Source organism: Stenotrophomonas sp. YJH_SMC_101-4 (genome assembly GCF_059370395.1).
Window position 1 is genome coordinate 30,468 of record NZ_JCAFTP010000001.1, and the last position, 14,543, is coordinate 45,010.

The 14,543-nt window shown below is 66.7% G+C and carries 16 protein-coding genes; 9 read left to right on the top strand and 7 right to left on the bottom strand.

Going from position 1 to position 14,543, the window contains the following annotated elements:
- Positions 1-49: 49 nt before the first annotated feature.
- On the top strand, positions 50-622 hold the full coding sequence (gene dcd, locus AC5P8D_RS00110; protein WP_010483020.1) for a dCTP deaminase: 573 nt from the start codon (positions 50-52) through the stop codon (positions 620-622).
- Between the two features lie 74 nt (positions 623-696).
- On the opposite strand, the gene AC5P8D_RS00115 is transcribed toward dcd, so the two are convergent.
- Genes AC5P8D_RS00115 through AC5P8D_RS00125 form a run of 3 tightly spaced genes read right to left on the bottom strand, consistent with a single transcriptional unit; the run spans position 697 to position 1,970 of the window.
- Positions 697-864 carry a LiaI-LiaF-like domain-containing protein gene (locus AC5P8D_RS00115; RefSeq protein WP_005418011.1) on the bottom strand — a complete coding sequence of 56 codons (168 nt, stop codon included), beginning with the start codon at positions 862-864 and terminating at the stop codon, positions 697-699.
- A 15-nt stretch (positions 865-879) separates the two neighbouring features.
- Positions 880-1,302, bottom strand: coding sequence for an HIT domain-containing protein (locus tag AC5P8D_RS00120; protein WP_010483023.1), 423 nt, complete (start codon positions 1,300-1,302; stop codon positions 880-882).
- A complete protein-coding gene (locus AC5P8D_RS00125; protein WP_049409172.1) occupies positions 1,299-1,970 on the bottom strand; it encodes a dienelactone hydrolase family protein in 672 nt (223 codons plus the stop codon). The genes AC5P8D_RS00120 and AC5P8D_RS00125 overlap by 4 nt, the downstream gene beginning before the upstream one ends.
- Positions 1,971-2,173: 203 nt before the next feature.
- On the opposite strand from AC5P8D_RS00125, the gene rimO reads away from it, so the two are divergent.
- Together rimO and AC5P8D_RS00135 are read left to right on the top strand one after the other, a co-directional pair.
- Entirely contained in the window at positions 2,174-3,535 is a 1,362-nt protein-coding gene (rimO, locus tag AC5P8D_RS00130; protein WP_049436796.1) for a 30S ribosomal protein S12 methylthiotransferase RimO, read from the top strand.
- On the top strand, positions 3,532-4,368 hold the full coding sequence (locus tag AC5P8D_RS00135; protein ID WP_217013895.1) for a DUF3025 domain-containing protein: 837 nt from the start codon (positions 3,532-3,534) through the stop codon (positions 4,366-4,368). Before rimO ends, AC5P8D_RS00135 begins: the two co-directional genes overlap by 4 nt.
- Before the next feature lie 53 nt (positions 4,369-4,421).
- Here the strand turns inward: AC5P8D_RS00135 and greB are convergent, their stop codons facing one another.
- Positions 4,422-4,928, bottom strand: a complete 507-nt coding sequence (gene greB, locus AC5P8D_RS00140) for a transcription elongation factor GreB (RefSeq protein ID WP_049436794.1) — start codon at positions 4,926-4,928, stop codon at positions 4,422-4,424.
- Between the two features lie 81 nt (positions 4,929-5,009).
- Complete coding sequence (locus AC5P8D_RS00145) at positions 5,010-6,515, bottom strand: helicase HerA-like domain-containing protein (protein WP_049436793.1); 1,506 nt, start codon at positions 6,513-6,515, stop codon at positions 5,010-5,012.
- Between the two features lie 122 nt (positions 6,516-6,637).
- On the opposite strand from AC5P8D_RS00145, the gene AC5P8D_RS00150 reads away from it, so the two are divergent.
- Positions 6,638-8,242 carry a transglycosylase SLT domain-containing protein gene (locus tag AC5P8D_RS00150; protein ID WP_049436792.1) on the top strand — a complete coding sequence of 535 codons (1,605 nt, stop codon included), beginning with the start codon at positions 6,638-6,640 and terminating at the stop codon, positions 8,240-8,242.
- A gap of 24 nt (positions 8,243-8,266) precedes the next feature.
- Complete coding sequence (locus AC5P8D_RS00155; RefSeq protein WP_049436791.1) at positions 8,267-8,614, top strand: ribonuclease E inhibitor RraB; 348 nt, start codon at positions 8,267-8,269, stop codon at positions 8,612-8,614.
- A gap of 131 nt (positions 8,615-8,745) precedes the next feature.
- Here the strand turns inward: AC5P8D_RS00155 and asd are convergent, their stop codons facing one another.
- Together asd and AC5P8D_RS00165 are read right to left on the bottom strand one after the other, a co-directional pair.
- Positions 8,746-9,588: an archaetidylserine decarboxylase gene (gene asd, locus AC5P8D_RS00160; protein WP_331601145.1), complete on the bottom strand. Its 843-nt coding sequence runs from the start codon at positions 9,586-9,588 to the stop codon at positions 8,746-8,748.
- Positions 9,585-10,235 carry an SCO family protein gene (locus AC5P8D_RS00165; protein WP_010483041.1) on the bottom strand — a complete coding sequence of 217 codons (651 nt, stop codon included), beginning with the start codon at positions 10,233-10,235 and terminating at the stop codon, positions 9,585-9,587. The genes asd and AC5P8D_RS00165 overlap by 4 nt, the downstream gene beginning before the upstream one ends.
- Positions 10,236-10,357: 122 nt before the next feature.
- On the opposite strand from AC5P8D_RS00165, the gene prmB reads away from it, so the two are divergent.
- The 4 genes from prmB (at position 10,358) to AC5P8D_RS00185 (ending at position 14,538) form a co-directional block, all read left to right on the top strand.
- A complete protein-coding gene (prmB, locus tag AC5P8D_RS00170) occupies positions 10,358-11,287 on the top strand; it encodes a 50S ribosomal protein L3 N(5)-glutamine methyltransferase (RefSeq protein WP_227199888.1) in 930 nt (309 codons plus the stop codon).
- Positions 11,284-12,387, top strand: coding sequence for a chorismate synthase (gene aroC, locus AC5P8D_RS00175; protein WP_099560513.1), 1,104 nt, complete (start codon positions 11,284-11,286; stop codon positions 12,385-12,387). Before prmB ends, aroC begins: the two co-directional genes overlap by 4 nt.
- Complete coding sequence (locus AC5P8D_RS00180) at positions 12,380-13,417, top strand: 2-hydroxyacid dehydrogenase (protein ID WP_329763851.1); 1,038 nt, start codon at positions 12,380-12,382, stop codon at positions 13,415-13,417. The genes aroC and AC5P8D_RS00180 overlap by 8 nt, the downstream gene beginning before the upstream one ends.
- Before the next feature lie 92 nt (positions 13,418-13,509).
- Positions 13,510-14,538 (top strand): aspartate-semialdehyde dehydrogenase, encoded by a 1,029-nt coding sequence (locus AC5P8D_RS00185; RefSeq protein WP_010483049.1) that lies wholly within the window; start codon positions 13,510-13,512, stop codon positions 14,536-14,538.
- Positions 14,539-14,543: the final 5 nt, after the last annotated feature.

Genomic DNA, 14,543 nt, shown 5'->3' on the forward strand with positions numbered 1-14,543 from the left:
CCGGCCCCCTGCTAGAATCCTCGCGCCCCCTCGCACCCCAGGACAAAGCATGAGCATCAAGAGTGACCGTTGGATCCGCCGCATGTCCGAGCAGCACGGCATGATCGAGCCGTTCGAGGCCGGGCAGGTCAAGCAGGCCAACGGCGAGCGCATCGTCAGCTATGGCACCTCCAGCTACGGCTACGACGTGCGCTGCTCGCGCGAGTTCAAGGTGTTCACCAACATCAACTCGACCATCGTCGATCCCAAGCACTTCGATCCGGGCAGCTTCGTCGATATCGTCGGCGATGAATGCATCATCCCGCCAAACAGCTTCGCGCTGGCGCGCACCGTGGAGTACTTCCGCATCCCGCGCGACACCCTGGTGGTGTGCCTGGGCAAGAGCACCTACGCGCGCTGCGGCATCATCGTCAACGTGACCCCGCTGGAACCGGAATGGGAAGGGCACGTGACCCTGGAGTTCAGCAACACCACGCCGCTGCCGGCGCGCATCTATGCCAACGAAGGCGTGGCGCAGATGCTGTTCTTCCAGGCGGCCGCCGATGACATCTGCGAGACGTCGTACCGCGATCGTGGTGGCAAGTACCAGGGCCAGACCGGCGTGACCCTGCCGCGGACCTGAAGATTGAAGGCGATTTGTGAAGCCGAGCATGGCTCGGCTCTACATGAAGGAGGCGGCGCAATGCGCCGCCTCCTTTATTTTCCGCGACCGAACAGCATCGCGATGCCGACACCCACCAGTGCCACCGGCCACCAGGTCAGCAGCAGCTTGGACAGGTTCAGGTGCGTCCAGCCGAGGTTGCTGGCGAGCATGAACAGGCCGATCAGGATCAGCAGGACGGCGGCAACGAGGTTGAATCGCATCGGGTCGGCAAACGCTCAGGACTGGGCTGGATATCCTAGCCGTTCCTTCCAGTAGGCGACATGTTGGTCCAGTGCACCCGGCTCGTAGCGGTGCGCGGGGCCGCTGCCCCAGACCGGGCCCGGCCACGCGGGGTCGCCGTCATGGCGGCCGATCACATGGAAATGCAGCTGCCGCACGATGTTGCCCAGCGCACCGATATTGATCTTCTCCACCCCGTCGGCACCCTTCAGGGCCTTGCAGGCGCGGTTGAGCTCGGTGCGCAGCTTGTCCTGCTGCTCGCCGTCCAGCTCGATCCACTCGGTCACCCCGGCAAGGCGCGGTACCAGCACCAGCCAGGGGAATCGTTCGTCGTTCATCAGCCGCACTTGCGACAACGGTCCTTCCGCCACCAGCACGCTATCGGTGGCCAGGCGTGAATCGAGTTCGAAATCGCTCATCCAAGATGCTCCGAGAAGAAGTCCAGGGTGCGTTGCAGCGCCAGGGCGGCGCTGTCTGGATCATACGCATGTCCGACCTCCCGGTTGAAGGCGTGGTCGGCCGGATAGACGAAGGTGGCCATCTGCGGCAGCTTCTCGCGATGGGCCTGGACCGCCTCCGGCGGGATGCTCCTGTCCTGGGCGCCGAAGTGGAAGATCACCGGGGCCTTGGGCGTCTCATCCAGGAACTGGACATTGCGCGCACCGTAGTAGCTGGCCGAGGGCAGGCCCAGGCGCAGGGCCGACAGCATCGCCACCGTGCCGCCCCAGCAGTAGCCCACCGTGCCGACCTTGCCATGGGGTGCCAGCCGGGTGGCGGCCGCACGCACGACCTCCAGCGCCTTCTCCATGCCCAGTGCGGTCACCCGTTCCAGGCCCTGCTTCACGCCTTCGGCGTCATAGGGCAGGGCATCCGGATCGGCTTCTGCACCGTCGACCAGGTCAAAGAACGACGGCGCCAGCACCGCGTAGCCTTCGGCCGCGAAGCGCTCCGCTACGCCGCGGATGTGCGGGTTGGCGCCGAAAATTTCCTGCACCACCACCAGCCCGCCACGCGGGGTGCCCTCCGGCAGGGCCTGCCAGGCCCGTACCGGGCCGTGATGCGTATCCAGGGTGATCCACTCGGCCATCGTTTCCATCTCGTTGTGGGGAACAGAACGGCATTGTCGGTGCAGCGTGGGTTAGCGCGATGTCAGCGGCTGTGCGGGATCGGGCGGCTGGCCATTCAGAGCGCGGCCGCCAACCCCGGTATACTGGCGCCCTTTCAGGCCCCGGCCCCCAGGAACCCCTGCCACGACGGCAGGGGCCCAGGCCCCCAGAGTCCCGCGATTCCATGTCCCAGCTGAACCCCAAAGTCGGCTTCGTCAGCCTTGGCTGCCCGAAGGCCCTTGTCGATTCCGAACGCATCCTTACCCAGCTCCGCTCGGAAGGCTACGACATCGTCCCGTCCTACGATTCGGCCGATGTGGTGGTGGTCAACACCTGTGGCTTCATCGATTCGGCGGTGACCGAGTCGCTGGACGCGATCGGCGAGGCGATGAACCAGAACGGCAAGGTCATCGTCACCGGCTGCCTGGGCAAGCGCCCTGAGCAGATCCGCGAGGCGTACCCCAACGTGCTGGCGGTGTCCGGCCCGCAGGACTACCAGAGCGTGATGGAAGCGGTGCATGAAGCATTGCCGCCCAAGCACGATCCGTTCGTGGACCTGGTGCCCGACTACGGTATCAAGCTGACTCCGCGCCATTACGCTTACCTGAAGATTTCCGAAGGCTGCAACCACAAGTGCAGCTTCTGCATCATTCCGTCGATGCGCGGCAAGCTGGTCTCGCGCCCGGTGGATGAGGTGCTGCGCGAAGCCGAGCGCCTGGTGCGCGGCGGCGTGCGTGAGCTGCTGGTGGTTTCGCAGGACACCTCGGCCTATGGCGTGGACGTGAAGTACGCCGAGAAGATGTGGCGCGACAAGGCCTACCAGACTCGCCTGAAGGCACTGTGCGAAGGCCTGTCCGAGCTGGATGCGTGGGTGCGCATGCACTACGTCTACCCGTACCCGCACGTGGACGAGGTGGTGCCGCTGATGGCCGAGAACCGCATCCTGCCGTACCTGGACATTCCGTTCCAGCATGCCAGCCCGCGTATCCTGCGCCTGATGAAGCGCCCCGGTGCGGTCGAGAAGACCCTGGAGCGCGTACAGAACTGGCGCCGTATCGCGCCGGACATCACCGTGCGTTCGACCTTCATCGTTGGCTTCCCGGGCGAGACCGAGGCCGAGTTCGAAGAGCTGCTCTCGTTCCTGGACGAGGCGCAGCTGGACCGCGTCGGTGCGTTCGCCTATTCGCCGGTGGAAGGCGCCACCGCCAACGACCTGCCCGATGCGGTGCCGGAGGAAGTGAAGCAGGAGCGGCTGGCCCGTTTCATGGAAAAGCAGGCGCAGATTTCCGCTGCGCGCCTGGAGGCCAAGATCGGCACCGTGCAGCAGTGCCTGGTCGACGCCATCGAAGGCGATATCGCCGTGGCCCGCTCCAAGGCCGATGCCCCGGAGATCGATGGCCTGGTGCACATCCAGAATGCCGACCAGGTGCCGCTGCGCGTGGGTGAGTTCGTCGACGTGGAAATCACCGAGAGCGACGAGCACGACCTGTACGGTGACGCGCTGCCGGCCGCTACCCGCCCGGCATTCGATCTCAAGATGCTGTGACCACAGCGACGACCGCCGCCGGTGACGGCAGCGGTGTCCGCCGCTTCGTGCCGCCGCCGCGTGCGGCGGTCGATCCGCAGGTGCTTGAACATCCGCTGTTCGCCGGCTTGCAGGAATTCCGTGATCTGCTGGACGATGCGGCATGGCCGTCCATCGCAGCGCTTGATGCGCGGCTCGGGTTGCCCGGCAAGCGCCTGGTGGAACAGGACGCCGCGCTGCTGGCCGACGGCCTGCATTACGAGGCGCGCATCGCGCAGGGGCATATCGCCACCCGCACCGACAACTGGCATGACCTGTTCAATGCACTGGTGTGGGCCCGTTACCCGCAGCTCAAGCAGGCCCTCAATGTGCAGCAGTGCCGGCATATCGAGGCCATGCCGCCGGGCCAGCGCAACCGTGCGCAGGCCGCGTTGACCCAGTTCGATGAGACCGGCGTGATCGTGCGTGTGCGCGATCACGCGCCGCTGACTGCCTGGGATGCCCACGACTGGCGTGCGCTGTTTGAATCGAGATATTGGCTGAGCGGAGACATCGCCATCGCTGCGGTATTCGGGCACGCGCTGATGGAGCAGGCGCTGCTGCCGGGCCGCCGGCTGGTGGGCAAGTGTGTGGTGGTGCACGGTGAAGTCGATGATGCCTGCGTTGACGGAGTGACTGCGGCCATCGCCGAGGGCAGGGCAGTGACCGATCCGCTGCAGCTGCGTCCGCTGCCGTTGGCCGGAATCCCGGACTGGTACGAGGGACAGGATGTCGCCTTCTACGCAGATGCCGCGTACTTCCGCCCGCTGCGTGCCGGCCGCCAGTACCCGCCGCCGTTGATGTCCTCCCTGTAGAGCCGAGCCGATGCTCGGCTGCGTTTGCCCATCAGCCGAGCATCGGCTCGGCCCTACACTTGCGGGTACTCCACCCCGATTACCGCAAAGGTGAACTGGCCGCCGGGCAGTTCCACCGAAAATTCATCATCCAGCCGCTTCTTCAGCAGCGCACGTGCCAGCGGCGAATCGATGCTGATCCAACCCAGGCCTGCGTCGGTCTCGTCCGGGCCGACAATGCGATAGCGGCTGGTGTCGCCACTGTCCACGTTCTCCAGTTCCACCCACGCGCCGAAAAACACCGCCTGCGGATCGGTCGGCGTGGTGTCGACCACGCGCAGCGATTCCAATCGCTTGGTCAGGTAGCGTACGCGACGGTCGATCTCGCCCAGCTGCTTCTTGCGGTAGGTGTACTCGGCGTTCTCGGAACGATCGCCTTCCGCGGCGGCTGCGGCCAGCGCCTTCACCACCTCTGGGCGGCGGACCCGCCACAGGTCATCCAGTTCGGCCTTCAGCCGTGCGTGGCCGGAGGCGGTGATCAGGGCGGTACTCTTTTCTGCAGGGGGACGCCAACGGGACATGCGGTAAGACTTCTTTTCAGGGGAACGATGGGGTCGGAGCCCTTTCCCGTGGAAAGAGCTCTGACCGCCAGTGGCGGTGAATCAGCGCTTGCCGCCGAAGATGCCGCCCAGCAGGCCACGCACGATCTGGTTGCCCAGCTTGGTGCCGACCGTGCGCGTGGTCTGCTTGGCCATCGTCTCGATCATGCCCTGGCGGCGCTTGGTGCCGAAAATCGCATCCTTGATCGCCTGGCCGAAACCGCCTTCCTGCGCTTCGTCCTGCTCGCGGCTGCGGGCGGCCGGTGCCTGCGCCTGCTCGACCGTCTTCTGCGCGCGCTGGGCCAGCAGTTCGGCGGCCGATTCACGGTTGATCGCCGTGTCGTAACGACTGCCGACCGGGCTGCCGGCACGCACCTGCGCGCGCTCGGTCTCGGTGATCGGTCCCATCCGGCAGCGCGGCGGCGCGATCATCGTTTGCTGCACCGGCATCGGCACGCCCTTGTCCTGCAGCGTGGATACCAGCGCCTCGCCGGTGCCGAGCTGGCTCAGCACCTTGGCCACGTCCAGCTTCGGGTTCGGCACGAAGGTTTCGGCCGCGGTCTTCACCGCCTTCTGGTCGCGCGGGGTGAACGCACGCAACGCGTGCTGCACGCGGTTGCCCAGTTGGCCGAGGATGTTGCCCGGCACGTCGTCGGGGAACTGCGAGCAGAAATACACGCCCACGCCCTTGGAGCGGATCAGGCGCACCACCTGCTCGATGCGCTGCACCAGCGACGGCGGTGCGTCGTCGAACAGCAGGTGGGCCTCGTCGAAGATGAAGACCAGCTTCGGCTTGTCCAGGTCGCCCACCTCCGGCAGCTGCTCGAACAGCTCCGACAGCAGCCACAGCAGGAAGGTGGAATACAGCTTGGGCTTGAGCACAAGCTGGTCGGCGGCGAGGATGCCGATCACGCCGCGGCCGTCGTGATTGACCCGCATGATGTCGGCCAGTTCCAGGGCTGGCTCACCGAAGAAGTTCTCGCCGCCATCCTGCGCCAGGCGCAGCACCGAACGCTGGATCGCGGCGATCGACTGCGCACTGACCAGGCCGTACTCGGTGGAGATGTCCTTGCGCTCCTCGGCCACCAGGCCGAGCAGGGCGCGCAGGTCGTCCATGTCCAGCAGCAGCAGGCCACGGTCGTCGGCCAGCTTGAACACGATGTCGAGCACGCCGGACTGGGTATCGTTCAACTCGAGGATGCGCGCCAGCAGGGTCGGGCCCATCTCGCTGACCGTGGTGCGCACCGGATGGCCGAGCTTGCCGTACAGGTCCCAGAAAATGGTGGGGCTGGCGGCCGGCGCATAGTCGGCCACGCCGATCTCGGCAGCACGCGTCAGCAGGTTCTCGGCGCCGGTGCCGGGCACGGCCAGGCCGGACACATCGCCCTTCACATCGGCCAGGAACACCGGTACGCCCAGCCGCGAGAAGCCCTCGGCCAGGGTCATCAGGGTCACCGTCTTGCCGGTACCGGTGGCGCCGGCCACCAGGCCGTGGCGGTTGCCGAGTTTCGGCAGCAGGGTGACGGCAATATCGTCGGTAATGCCTTTGCCGAGCAGAATCGGATCCATGGTCCAGCCCTTGTGGTGAATAGCCCAATGTTAACCGCCGGCGGTGGCGGTCCGAAGGTCGGCTTGCCCGGACCTTGGCGGCGCCGCTACTCTGCCTGCCTGTTTCGCACACAGTGCCATCAATGCCCGTTCCTGTCCTGATTTCCCGCGGTTGGCCGCTGCTGGCCCTGGCCGGCCTGGTTTCCCTGGCGCCCGACGCCCATGCGCAGCGGGTTTCGGCCCGGGACAAGGTGAAGGTGGATGCGCTGCAGCAGCGCATGACCGTCGCCGAGAAGCGTTACAGCGACGCCCTGCTGCTGGTCGCCAATGCCGACCCGAAGGGCAGCAACGAGGCCGATGCCGCGCTGGAAGACATGGAAGATGTCCTCAACGACTGCGTGAAGCAGAAGGGCTGCCAGATGGGCACCCTGCTTGCCAGCTACAAGCGCCTGCTCAAGCACGACGCTGATGCCGCGGCCAGCGATGATGTGGCGGACGAAGGCGGCGACCGCCTGGAAGCCGACCCCGACCATATCGGCCCGCTCACCGCCGACGTGCCGGAGGCCGCGCGCGCTGCCGCGCTGCTCAACGACAAGCGGCACGCCTTCGACAGCATGGTCGAATACAACCCGGCGGTGCAGGCCGGCATCCGCCGCTGGCTGACCGACATGCGCCCGGCGCTGCTGACCAGCTATGAGAACTACCAGAACCTGCGCGCGGTGATGTGGCCGGAGTGGGAGAAGCGTGGCCTGCCCGAGGCACTGCTGTTCGGCATCATGGCCAAGGAATCCAACGGTCGCGTGCATGCGTCCTCGCGCGCCGGCGCCGCCGGGCTGATGCAGTTCATGCCGGCCACCGGCCGCCGCTTCGGCCTCGGTCCGGATGGCACCGGCTTCGATACCCGTTTCGATGCGCGCAGTGCTGCTGAAGCCAGCGCCAGTTACCTCAACGAGCGTCTACGCGAGCTGAACAACAACGTGGAAATGTCGGTGGCCGCCTACAACGGTGGTGAAGGCCGTGCCGCGCGCGTGTTCAAGCAGAGCGCCGGCCAGAGCTTCTGGACCGACAGCGTCTACAACCAGTTCCCCGGCGAGACCAAGGACTATGTGCCGATGGTGATCGCGGCGGCCTGGATCTTCCTGCACCCGCAGCAGTACGGCGTGGAATTCCCGAAGATCAGCGCGCAGCCGGCCACGCTGCGCCTGGCCAAGTCCACCACCATCTACGAACTGACCATCTGCCTGGGCAGCCACGGCACCCGCGATGGCTACATGCGCGCGCTGCGCAACCTCAACCCGCGCTATGAAGCCGACGGCTGGATTCCGGCCGGCACGCTGATCAACGCCACCACCCGCATCGCCGGCCTGTACCAGCGCAACTGCGTCAGCGGCCCGCGTGCCGACCTGGCCCGTACCCTGATCACCGCCGATCTGAACGCAGCGATCAAGCGTCCGACCGCTGCCAGCTACACCGGCAGCGTGGCCGTGGGCGGTGTGGTGCCGGTGGCCGATGCGGCCGCGTCCACCAGCGTGCCGACCACCCCGGTGGCGCCGGTGGCGGCCCCGCGCCCGGCGGCGCGCCCGAAGCCGGTGCGCAGCCACAAGGTGGGCAAGGGCGAGACCTTGGGCGCCATCGCCGCGAAATTCCAGTGCGACGTGCCGACCCTGGCCCGCGCCAACGGCCTGAAGGCCCCGGCCTACAGCCTGCGCCACGGCCAGACGCTGAAGCTGCAGGGCTGCGACAAGTAATCCCCCCCGACCCCTGGAATCCGCATGGACCTCGAAGACACCCGCAACCTGTTCGCCAACCTCCGCGAAAACACCGACTGGGACATCACCGGCCCGTTACTGTGGGGGTACTTCTTCGTGCATTCCACTGCTGAGCCGTTGCAGGTGCTGGCTGACCATCTGCAGGCGCAGGGTTACACCTTCGTGGAACTGTTCGAGCAGGAGCCGGAAGAAGGCGACGCGCCGTTCCACGTGCTGCATGTGGAGCGCGTGGAGATTCACGACGAAGCCTCGCTGGACCGTCGCAACCAGGAGTTCGCGGCGCTGGCCGCGGAGAAGGGCGTGGAAGACTACGACGGCATGGACGTCGGCCCGGCCCCGTCCCTGCAGTAACGCGCATACCGGTAGTGCCGGCCGCTGGCCGGCATTCCGTTGATTCCCTCCACGCATGGCGTGGATAAAGGGGACGGAGGGGATTAAGTCGTTTATGCATAAACGACTTAATCCCCTCCGTCCCCTTTTTGTCAGCGCAGCTTCGCCAGCGCCTGGCCCAGCTGCACCGGGCTTTCGGCGCCCAGCTGCGGGGCGAACTCGGCCACGCCCGGCGGCAGCAGCACGATCACGGTCGAACCGTAGTTGAAGCGCGCCATCTCGGCGAAGCGCTCCAGCTGGATGCCCTGGCCGCGGTAATCCTTGCGGGTGATGCGGTCACCGTAGGCCGGGATCTCCTCACCGCTCCATACGGTCTCCACGCCGGACACCAGCAGTGCACCGACCATCACGCTCACCATCGGGCCGAAGCTGGTATCGAAGTGGCAGACCAGGCGCTCGTTGCGGGCGAACAGGCGCGGCACGCCGTTCACCGCGGCCGGGCCGACGCTGAACAGGCGGCCCGGCACGTGCACGGTCTCGCGCAGGGTGCCGGTCCACGGCATGTGCACGCGGTGGTAATCGCGCGGCGACAGGTACACGGTGGCGTACAGGCCGTCGTTGTACGGCTTGGCATCCTCGTCGCCGCCCAGCAGTTCGGCGGCGGTGAACGACTGGCCCTTGGCCTGGAAGATCCGGCCGGCCTCGATCTTCCCCAGCTGGCTGATGCGGCCGTCGGCCGGCATCACCAGGCTGCGCGGATCGGCATCGGCCACGCGCGCCCCCGGCTTCAGCGCACGCGTGAAGAACTGGTTGAAGGTGGCATAGCTGCGCGGGTCCGGGTTGGCCGCTTCGTCCAGGTTGACGTTGAACTTGCGGGTGACGGTGTCGATCAGCCAGCGCGACACGCGCGGATCGTCCGAGTACGCCAGCGAACGCGCCATCGAGGACAGCAGGCGGTGGGGCAGGGCGTACGTCAGGGCGGTGGTGAGGCTCATGGGGCGGTTTTCTCGGTCAGCTTCTGCAGGTCGCGGGCAATGGCCGGCGCGTTGAACGGGGGCCGCACCAGGCCGGCAAGGCGGCCCTGCGGGTCGAGCACGGCCAGGCTGGCCGAGTGCTCGACGGTGTAATCCTCAGGGTTCTCGTCGAAGTGCTTGCCCGGCACCTTCTGGAACACGAAACCCAGCGAAGTGGCAAAGCGCTCCAGCGACGGGATATCGGCGGTGGCGGCCAGGGTGTCCTTGTGGAAGCCGTGCACGTACTCGCCCAGGCGTGTGGCGCTGTCACGGTCCGGGTCGACCGAGATGAACAGCACGCGCGGGCGCAGGCTGTCGGGCAGGGCCTCCCACTGGTTCTGCGCGCCGGCCAGCTCGGCCAGAGTGGTGGGGCAGACGTCGGGGCAGAAGGTGAAGCCCAGGAACACCAGGGTCCAGTGGCCCTTCAGCTCGCCCGGAATCAGGCGGGTGCCGTCGGACTGGGCCAGGTTGAAGTCGGGCAGTTCGCGCGGCTGCGGGTACAGCGTGATCGCTTCGGTGGCCGGGGCGTTGGCCGGTGGCTTCGGCGCGAACACCTGCTGGGCGGCCAGCAGGCCCAGGCCCGCCGCCAGGGCGATCAGCAGGATGATGCCGGCGTTGCGATTGAACATGGGAGCCCCCGCGCGAAGTGGGCTCCATCATACCGGCTGCGGCCCGATCGTTTCTGCCGCAACGGATGCCGCCGCGGGCGCCAGCCCCTATAATCGGGGGCCACTTTGCCCGCAGTACCGCCATGACCGCTGAAACGGCCGCCGAACTCCACACGATCATCGATCTGATCCGCTACGGCACCAGCCGTTTCAACGAAGCCGGGCTGACCTTCGGTCACAGCTACGACAATGCGCTGGACGAGGCCACCCAGCTGGTGCTGCACAGCCTGCACCTGCCGCACGATCTGGGCCCGGCCTATGGCCAGGCGCGCCTGCTGCAGGCCGAAAAGCTGCGCGTGCTGGAACTGTTCCAGCGTCGCATCGATGAACGCATCCCGGCCGCCTACTTGACCGGTGAGGCCTGGTTCGCCGGCCTGAGCTTCAAGAGCGACAAGCGCGCCCTGGTGCCGCGTTCGCCGATCGCCGAACTGATCGAATGCGGCTTCGAGCCGTGGCTGGCCGGCCGCGATGTCAGCCGCGCGCTGGATCTTTGCACCGGTTCGGGCTGCATCGCCATCGCCATGGGCCATTACTACCCGAACTGGGAAGTGGATGGCGTCGACCTGAGCGACGACGCGCTGTCGCTGGCCGAAGAGAACAAGGAACGCCTGCAGGCGCACAACGTCACCCTGCTCAAGTCGGACCTGTTCAACGGCCTGACCGGCCGCCACTACGACCTGATCGTCACCAACCCGCCGTACGTCACCAACGACGAGACCGATGCCCTGCCGCGGGAATACTCCTACGAGCCGGAGATGGGTCTGCGTGCCGGCGATGACGGCCTGGACCTGGTGCTGAAGATCCTGCGCGATGCCCCGCTGCACCTGAGCGAAGACGGTCTGCTGATCTGTGAAGTGGGCGAGTCCGAACAGCATCTGGTCAAGCTGCTGCCGGAAGTCGATTTCGCCTGGATCGAGTTCAAGGTTGGCCAGATGGGCATCTTCGCGGTCGAGTGCCGCGAACTGATCGCCCACAGCGCCCGCATCACCGAACTGGCGGCGCAGCGCCCGTGAGCTCCAATTCGTTCGGCAAGCTGTTCACCGTCACCACGTTCGGCGAGTCGCACGGGCCGGCCATCGGCTGCGTGATCGATGGTTGCCCGCCGGGGCTGGCGCTGGACGCGGCCGAATTCGCCCACGACCTGCAGCGTCGCGCAACCGGCAAGAGCCGGCACACCTCGGCGCGTCGCGAAGCCGATGAGGTCGAGATCCTGTCCGGCGTGTACGAGGGCCTGACCACCGGCACGCCGATTGCGCTGCTGATCCGCAACACCGACCAGCGCAGCAAGGACTACGCCAACATCGGCCAGCAGTTCCGGCCGGGTCATGCCGACTACAGCTACTGGCACAAGTACGGCATCCGCGACCCGCGCGGTGGCGGCCGTTCCTCGGCACGCGAGACCACCATGCGCGTGGCCGCCGGCGTGGTCGCCAAGAAGTGGCTCGCCGAGCGCTTCGGCGTGACCGTGCGTGGCTACCTGTCGCAGCTGGGCGACATCACGCCGGCCGGTTTCGACTGGTCGGCGGTGGAAGACAATCCGTTCTTCTGGCCGCACGCCGCACAGGTGTCGGAACTGGAGGCGTACATGGATGCGCTGCGCAAGTCCGGTGATTCGGTCGGTGCGCGCGTGGACGTGGTCGCCGACAACGTGCCGCCGGGCTGGGGCGAGCCGATCTACGGCAAGCTCGATGGCGAACTGGCCGCTGCGCTGATGAGCATCAACGCGGTGAAGGGTGTGGAGATCGGCGACGGTTTCGCCAGTGCAGCGCAGAAGGGCACCGAGCACCGTGACCTGCTGACCCCGCAGGGCTTCGCCAGCAACCATGCCGGCGGCATCCTCGGTGGCATTTCCACCGGCCAGCCGGTGGTCGCCTCGATCGTGTTGAAGCCGACCTCCAGCCTGCGCCTGCCGGGCCCGTCGCTGGACACGGCCGGCAACGTGGTCGAGGTGGTCACCACCGGCCGCCATGATCCCTGCGTCGGCATCCGCGCCACACCGATCGCCGAGGCGATGGTGGCGATGGTGCTGATGGACCAGGCGCTGCGTCATCGCGCGCAGTGTGGCGATGTCGGCACGATCACCCCGCGCATTCCCGGGCAGATCGATGGCTGACACGCGGCCGACGGTGTGGGTGAGCCAGCCGCTGATCGACGCGGCCATCGCGCCGCTGCGCGATCGCGTGCAGCTGCGCACCACCGACACCGTCACCGCCTGGTCGCCCGACCAGATCGCCGAACAGCTGGCCAGCGCCGACGGCGCCATCATCACCCTCAACGAGCGCATCGGTGCAGCGCAGGTGGCCGATGCCACGCAGCTGCAGGTAATCGCCAATGTCGGCGTTGGCTACAACAACCTGGATGTCGACGCGCTCAGCGCCGCCGGCATTCTCGCCAGCAACACGCCGGACGTCCTGACCGGGACCACCGCCGATCTCGGCTTCGCGTTGCTGATGGCCACTGCACGCCGCATCACTGAATCCGAGCGCTGGCTGCGCGAAGGGCAGTGGCAGCAGTGGTCGTTCCAGACCATGCTCGGTGCCGACATCCACGGCAGCACGCTGGGCATCCTCGGCATGGGCCGCATCGGCCAGGGCATTGCCCGCCGCGGTGCACACGGGTTCGGCATGAAGGTGCTGTACCACAACCGCTCGCAGCTGCCGGCCGCGACCGAAGCGGAAGTGGGCGCCACCTATGTGGACCTGGATACGCTGCTGGCACAGTCCGACCACCTGCTGCTGGTGCTGCCGTACACGCCGGCCTCGCACCATCTGATCGATGCCGTCGCGCTGGCGAAGATGAAGCCGTCGGCAACGCTGGTGAACATCGCCCGTGGTGGCCTGGTTGATGAGATCGCGCTGGCCGATGCGCTGGCCAACGGTCGCCTTGCCGCAGCGGGCCTGGATGTGTACGAAGGCGAGCCGAAGGTGCGCCCCGAACTGCTGGCGCTGCGCAATGTCGTGCTGACTCCGCATATCGGCAGCGCCTCGCTGGCCACGCGCACGGCGATGGTACAGCTGGCCGTGGATAATCTGGTTGCCGGGCTCGGCCTGGACGGCGGCCTGTCGCGCATGCCGAGCGCGATCAACGCTGACGCGGCGATGGCCGCGCGCGTGACTCTGGGCAAAAAAACCGGGAAACGATAGGGAACCTCCGCGCGCCCCGCTTGAGGAGGTTCCCCGAACCCAGCTGTCGTGCGTGTTTCTTCCCCATTCCCGTTTTCGTGAGAGTTTCCCCCATGAGCAATGCACAGCGCAGTTTCCACGTCGCCGTCGTCGGTGCCACCGGTGCGGTCGGCGAGACCATGTTGTCGATCCTGGCCGAGCGTGATTTCCCGGTCGGTACCCTGAGCGTTCTCGCTTCCGAGCGTTCGGCCGGCGGCGAGATCGAGTTCAACGGCCAGAAGGTCAAGGTCCAGGACCTGGCTACCTTTGATCCGAGCGGCGTCGAGATCGCCCTGTTCTCGGCCGGCGGCAGCGTGTCCAAGGAATACGCGCCGAAGTTCGCAGCAGCGGGCGCTGTGGTGATCGACAACTCCTCGGCCTTCCGTTACGACGATGACGTGCCGCTGGTGGTGTCCGAGGTCAACCCGGAGCAGGTCGCCAACCGTCCGCGCGGCATCATCGCCAACCCGAACTGCTCGACCATGCAGATGCTGGTGGCACTGGCACCGCTGCACCGCAAGTACGGCATCGAGCGCATCAACGTCTCCACCTACCAGTCGGTGTCTGGCGGCGGCCGTTCGGCAACCGAGGAACTGGGCAAGCAGACCGGCCAGCTGCTGAGCTTCCAGGAGATCGATCCGCAGCGCTTCCCGGTGCAGATCGCCTTCAACCTGATCCCGCACATCGATGACTTCCAGGACAACGGTTTCACCAAGGAAGAGATGAAGCTGATCTGGGAGACCCGCAAGATCCTCGGTGACGACAGCATCCTGGTGAACCCGACCGCGGTGCGCGTGCCGGTGTTCTACGGCCACTCCGAATCGGTGGCGATCGAAACCCGCGACAAGGTGACCGTGGCCGAAGCGCGCGCGCTGCTGGAACAGTCGCCGGGCGTTGAAGTGGTGGACCGCCATGAAGCCGGTGGTTATCCGACTCCGGTCACCCATGCCTCGGGCACCGATGCGGTGTATGTCGGCCGTATCCGTGAAGACCTGTCGCATCCGCGCGGCCTGAACCTGTGGATCGTGTCGGACAACGTGCGCAAGGGCGCGGCGTTGAATGCCGTGCAGCTGGCCGAGCTGGTCGCCGCCGAGCAGCGCTGATGGAG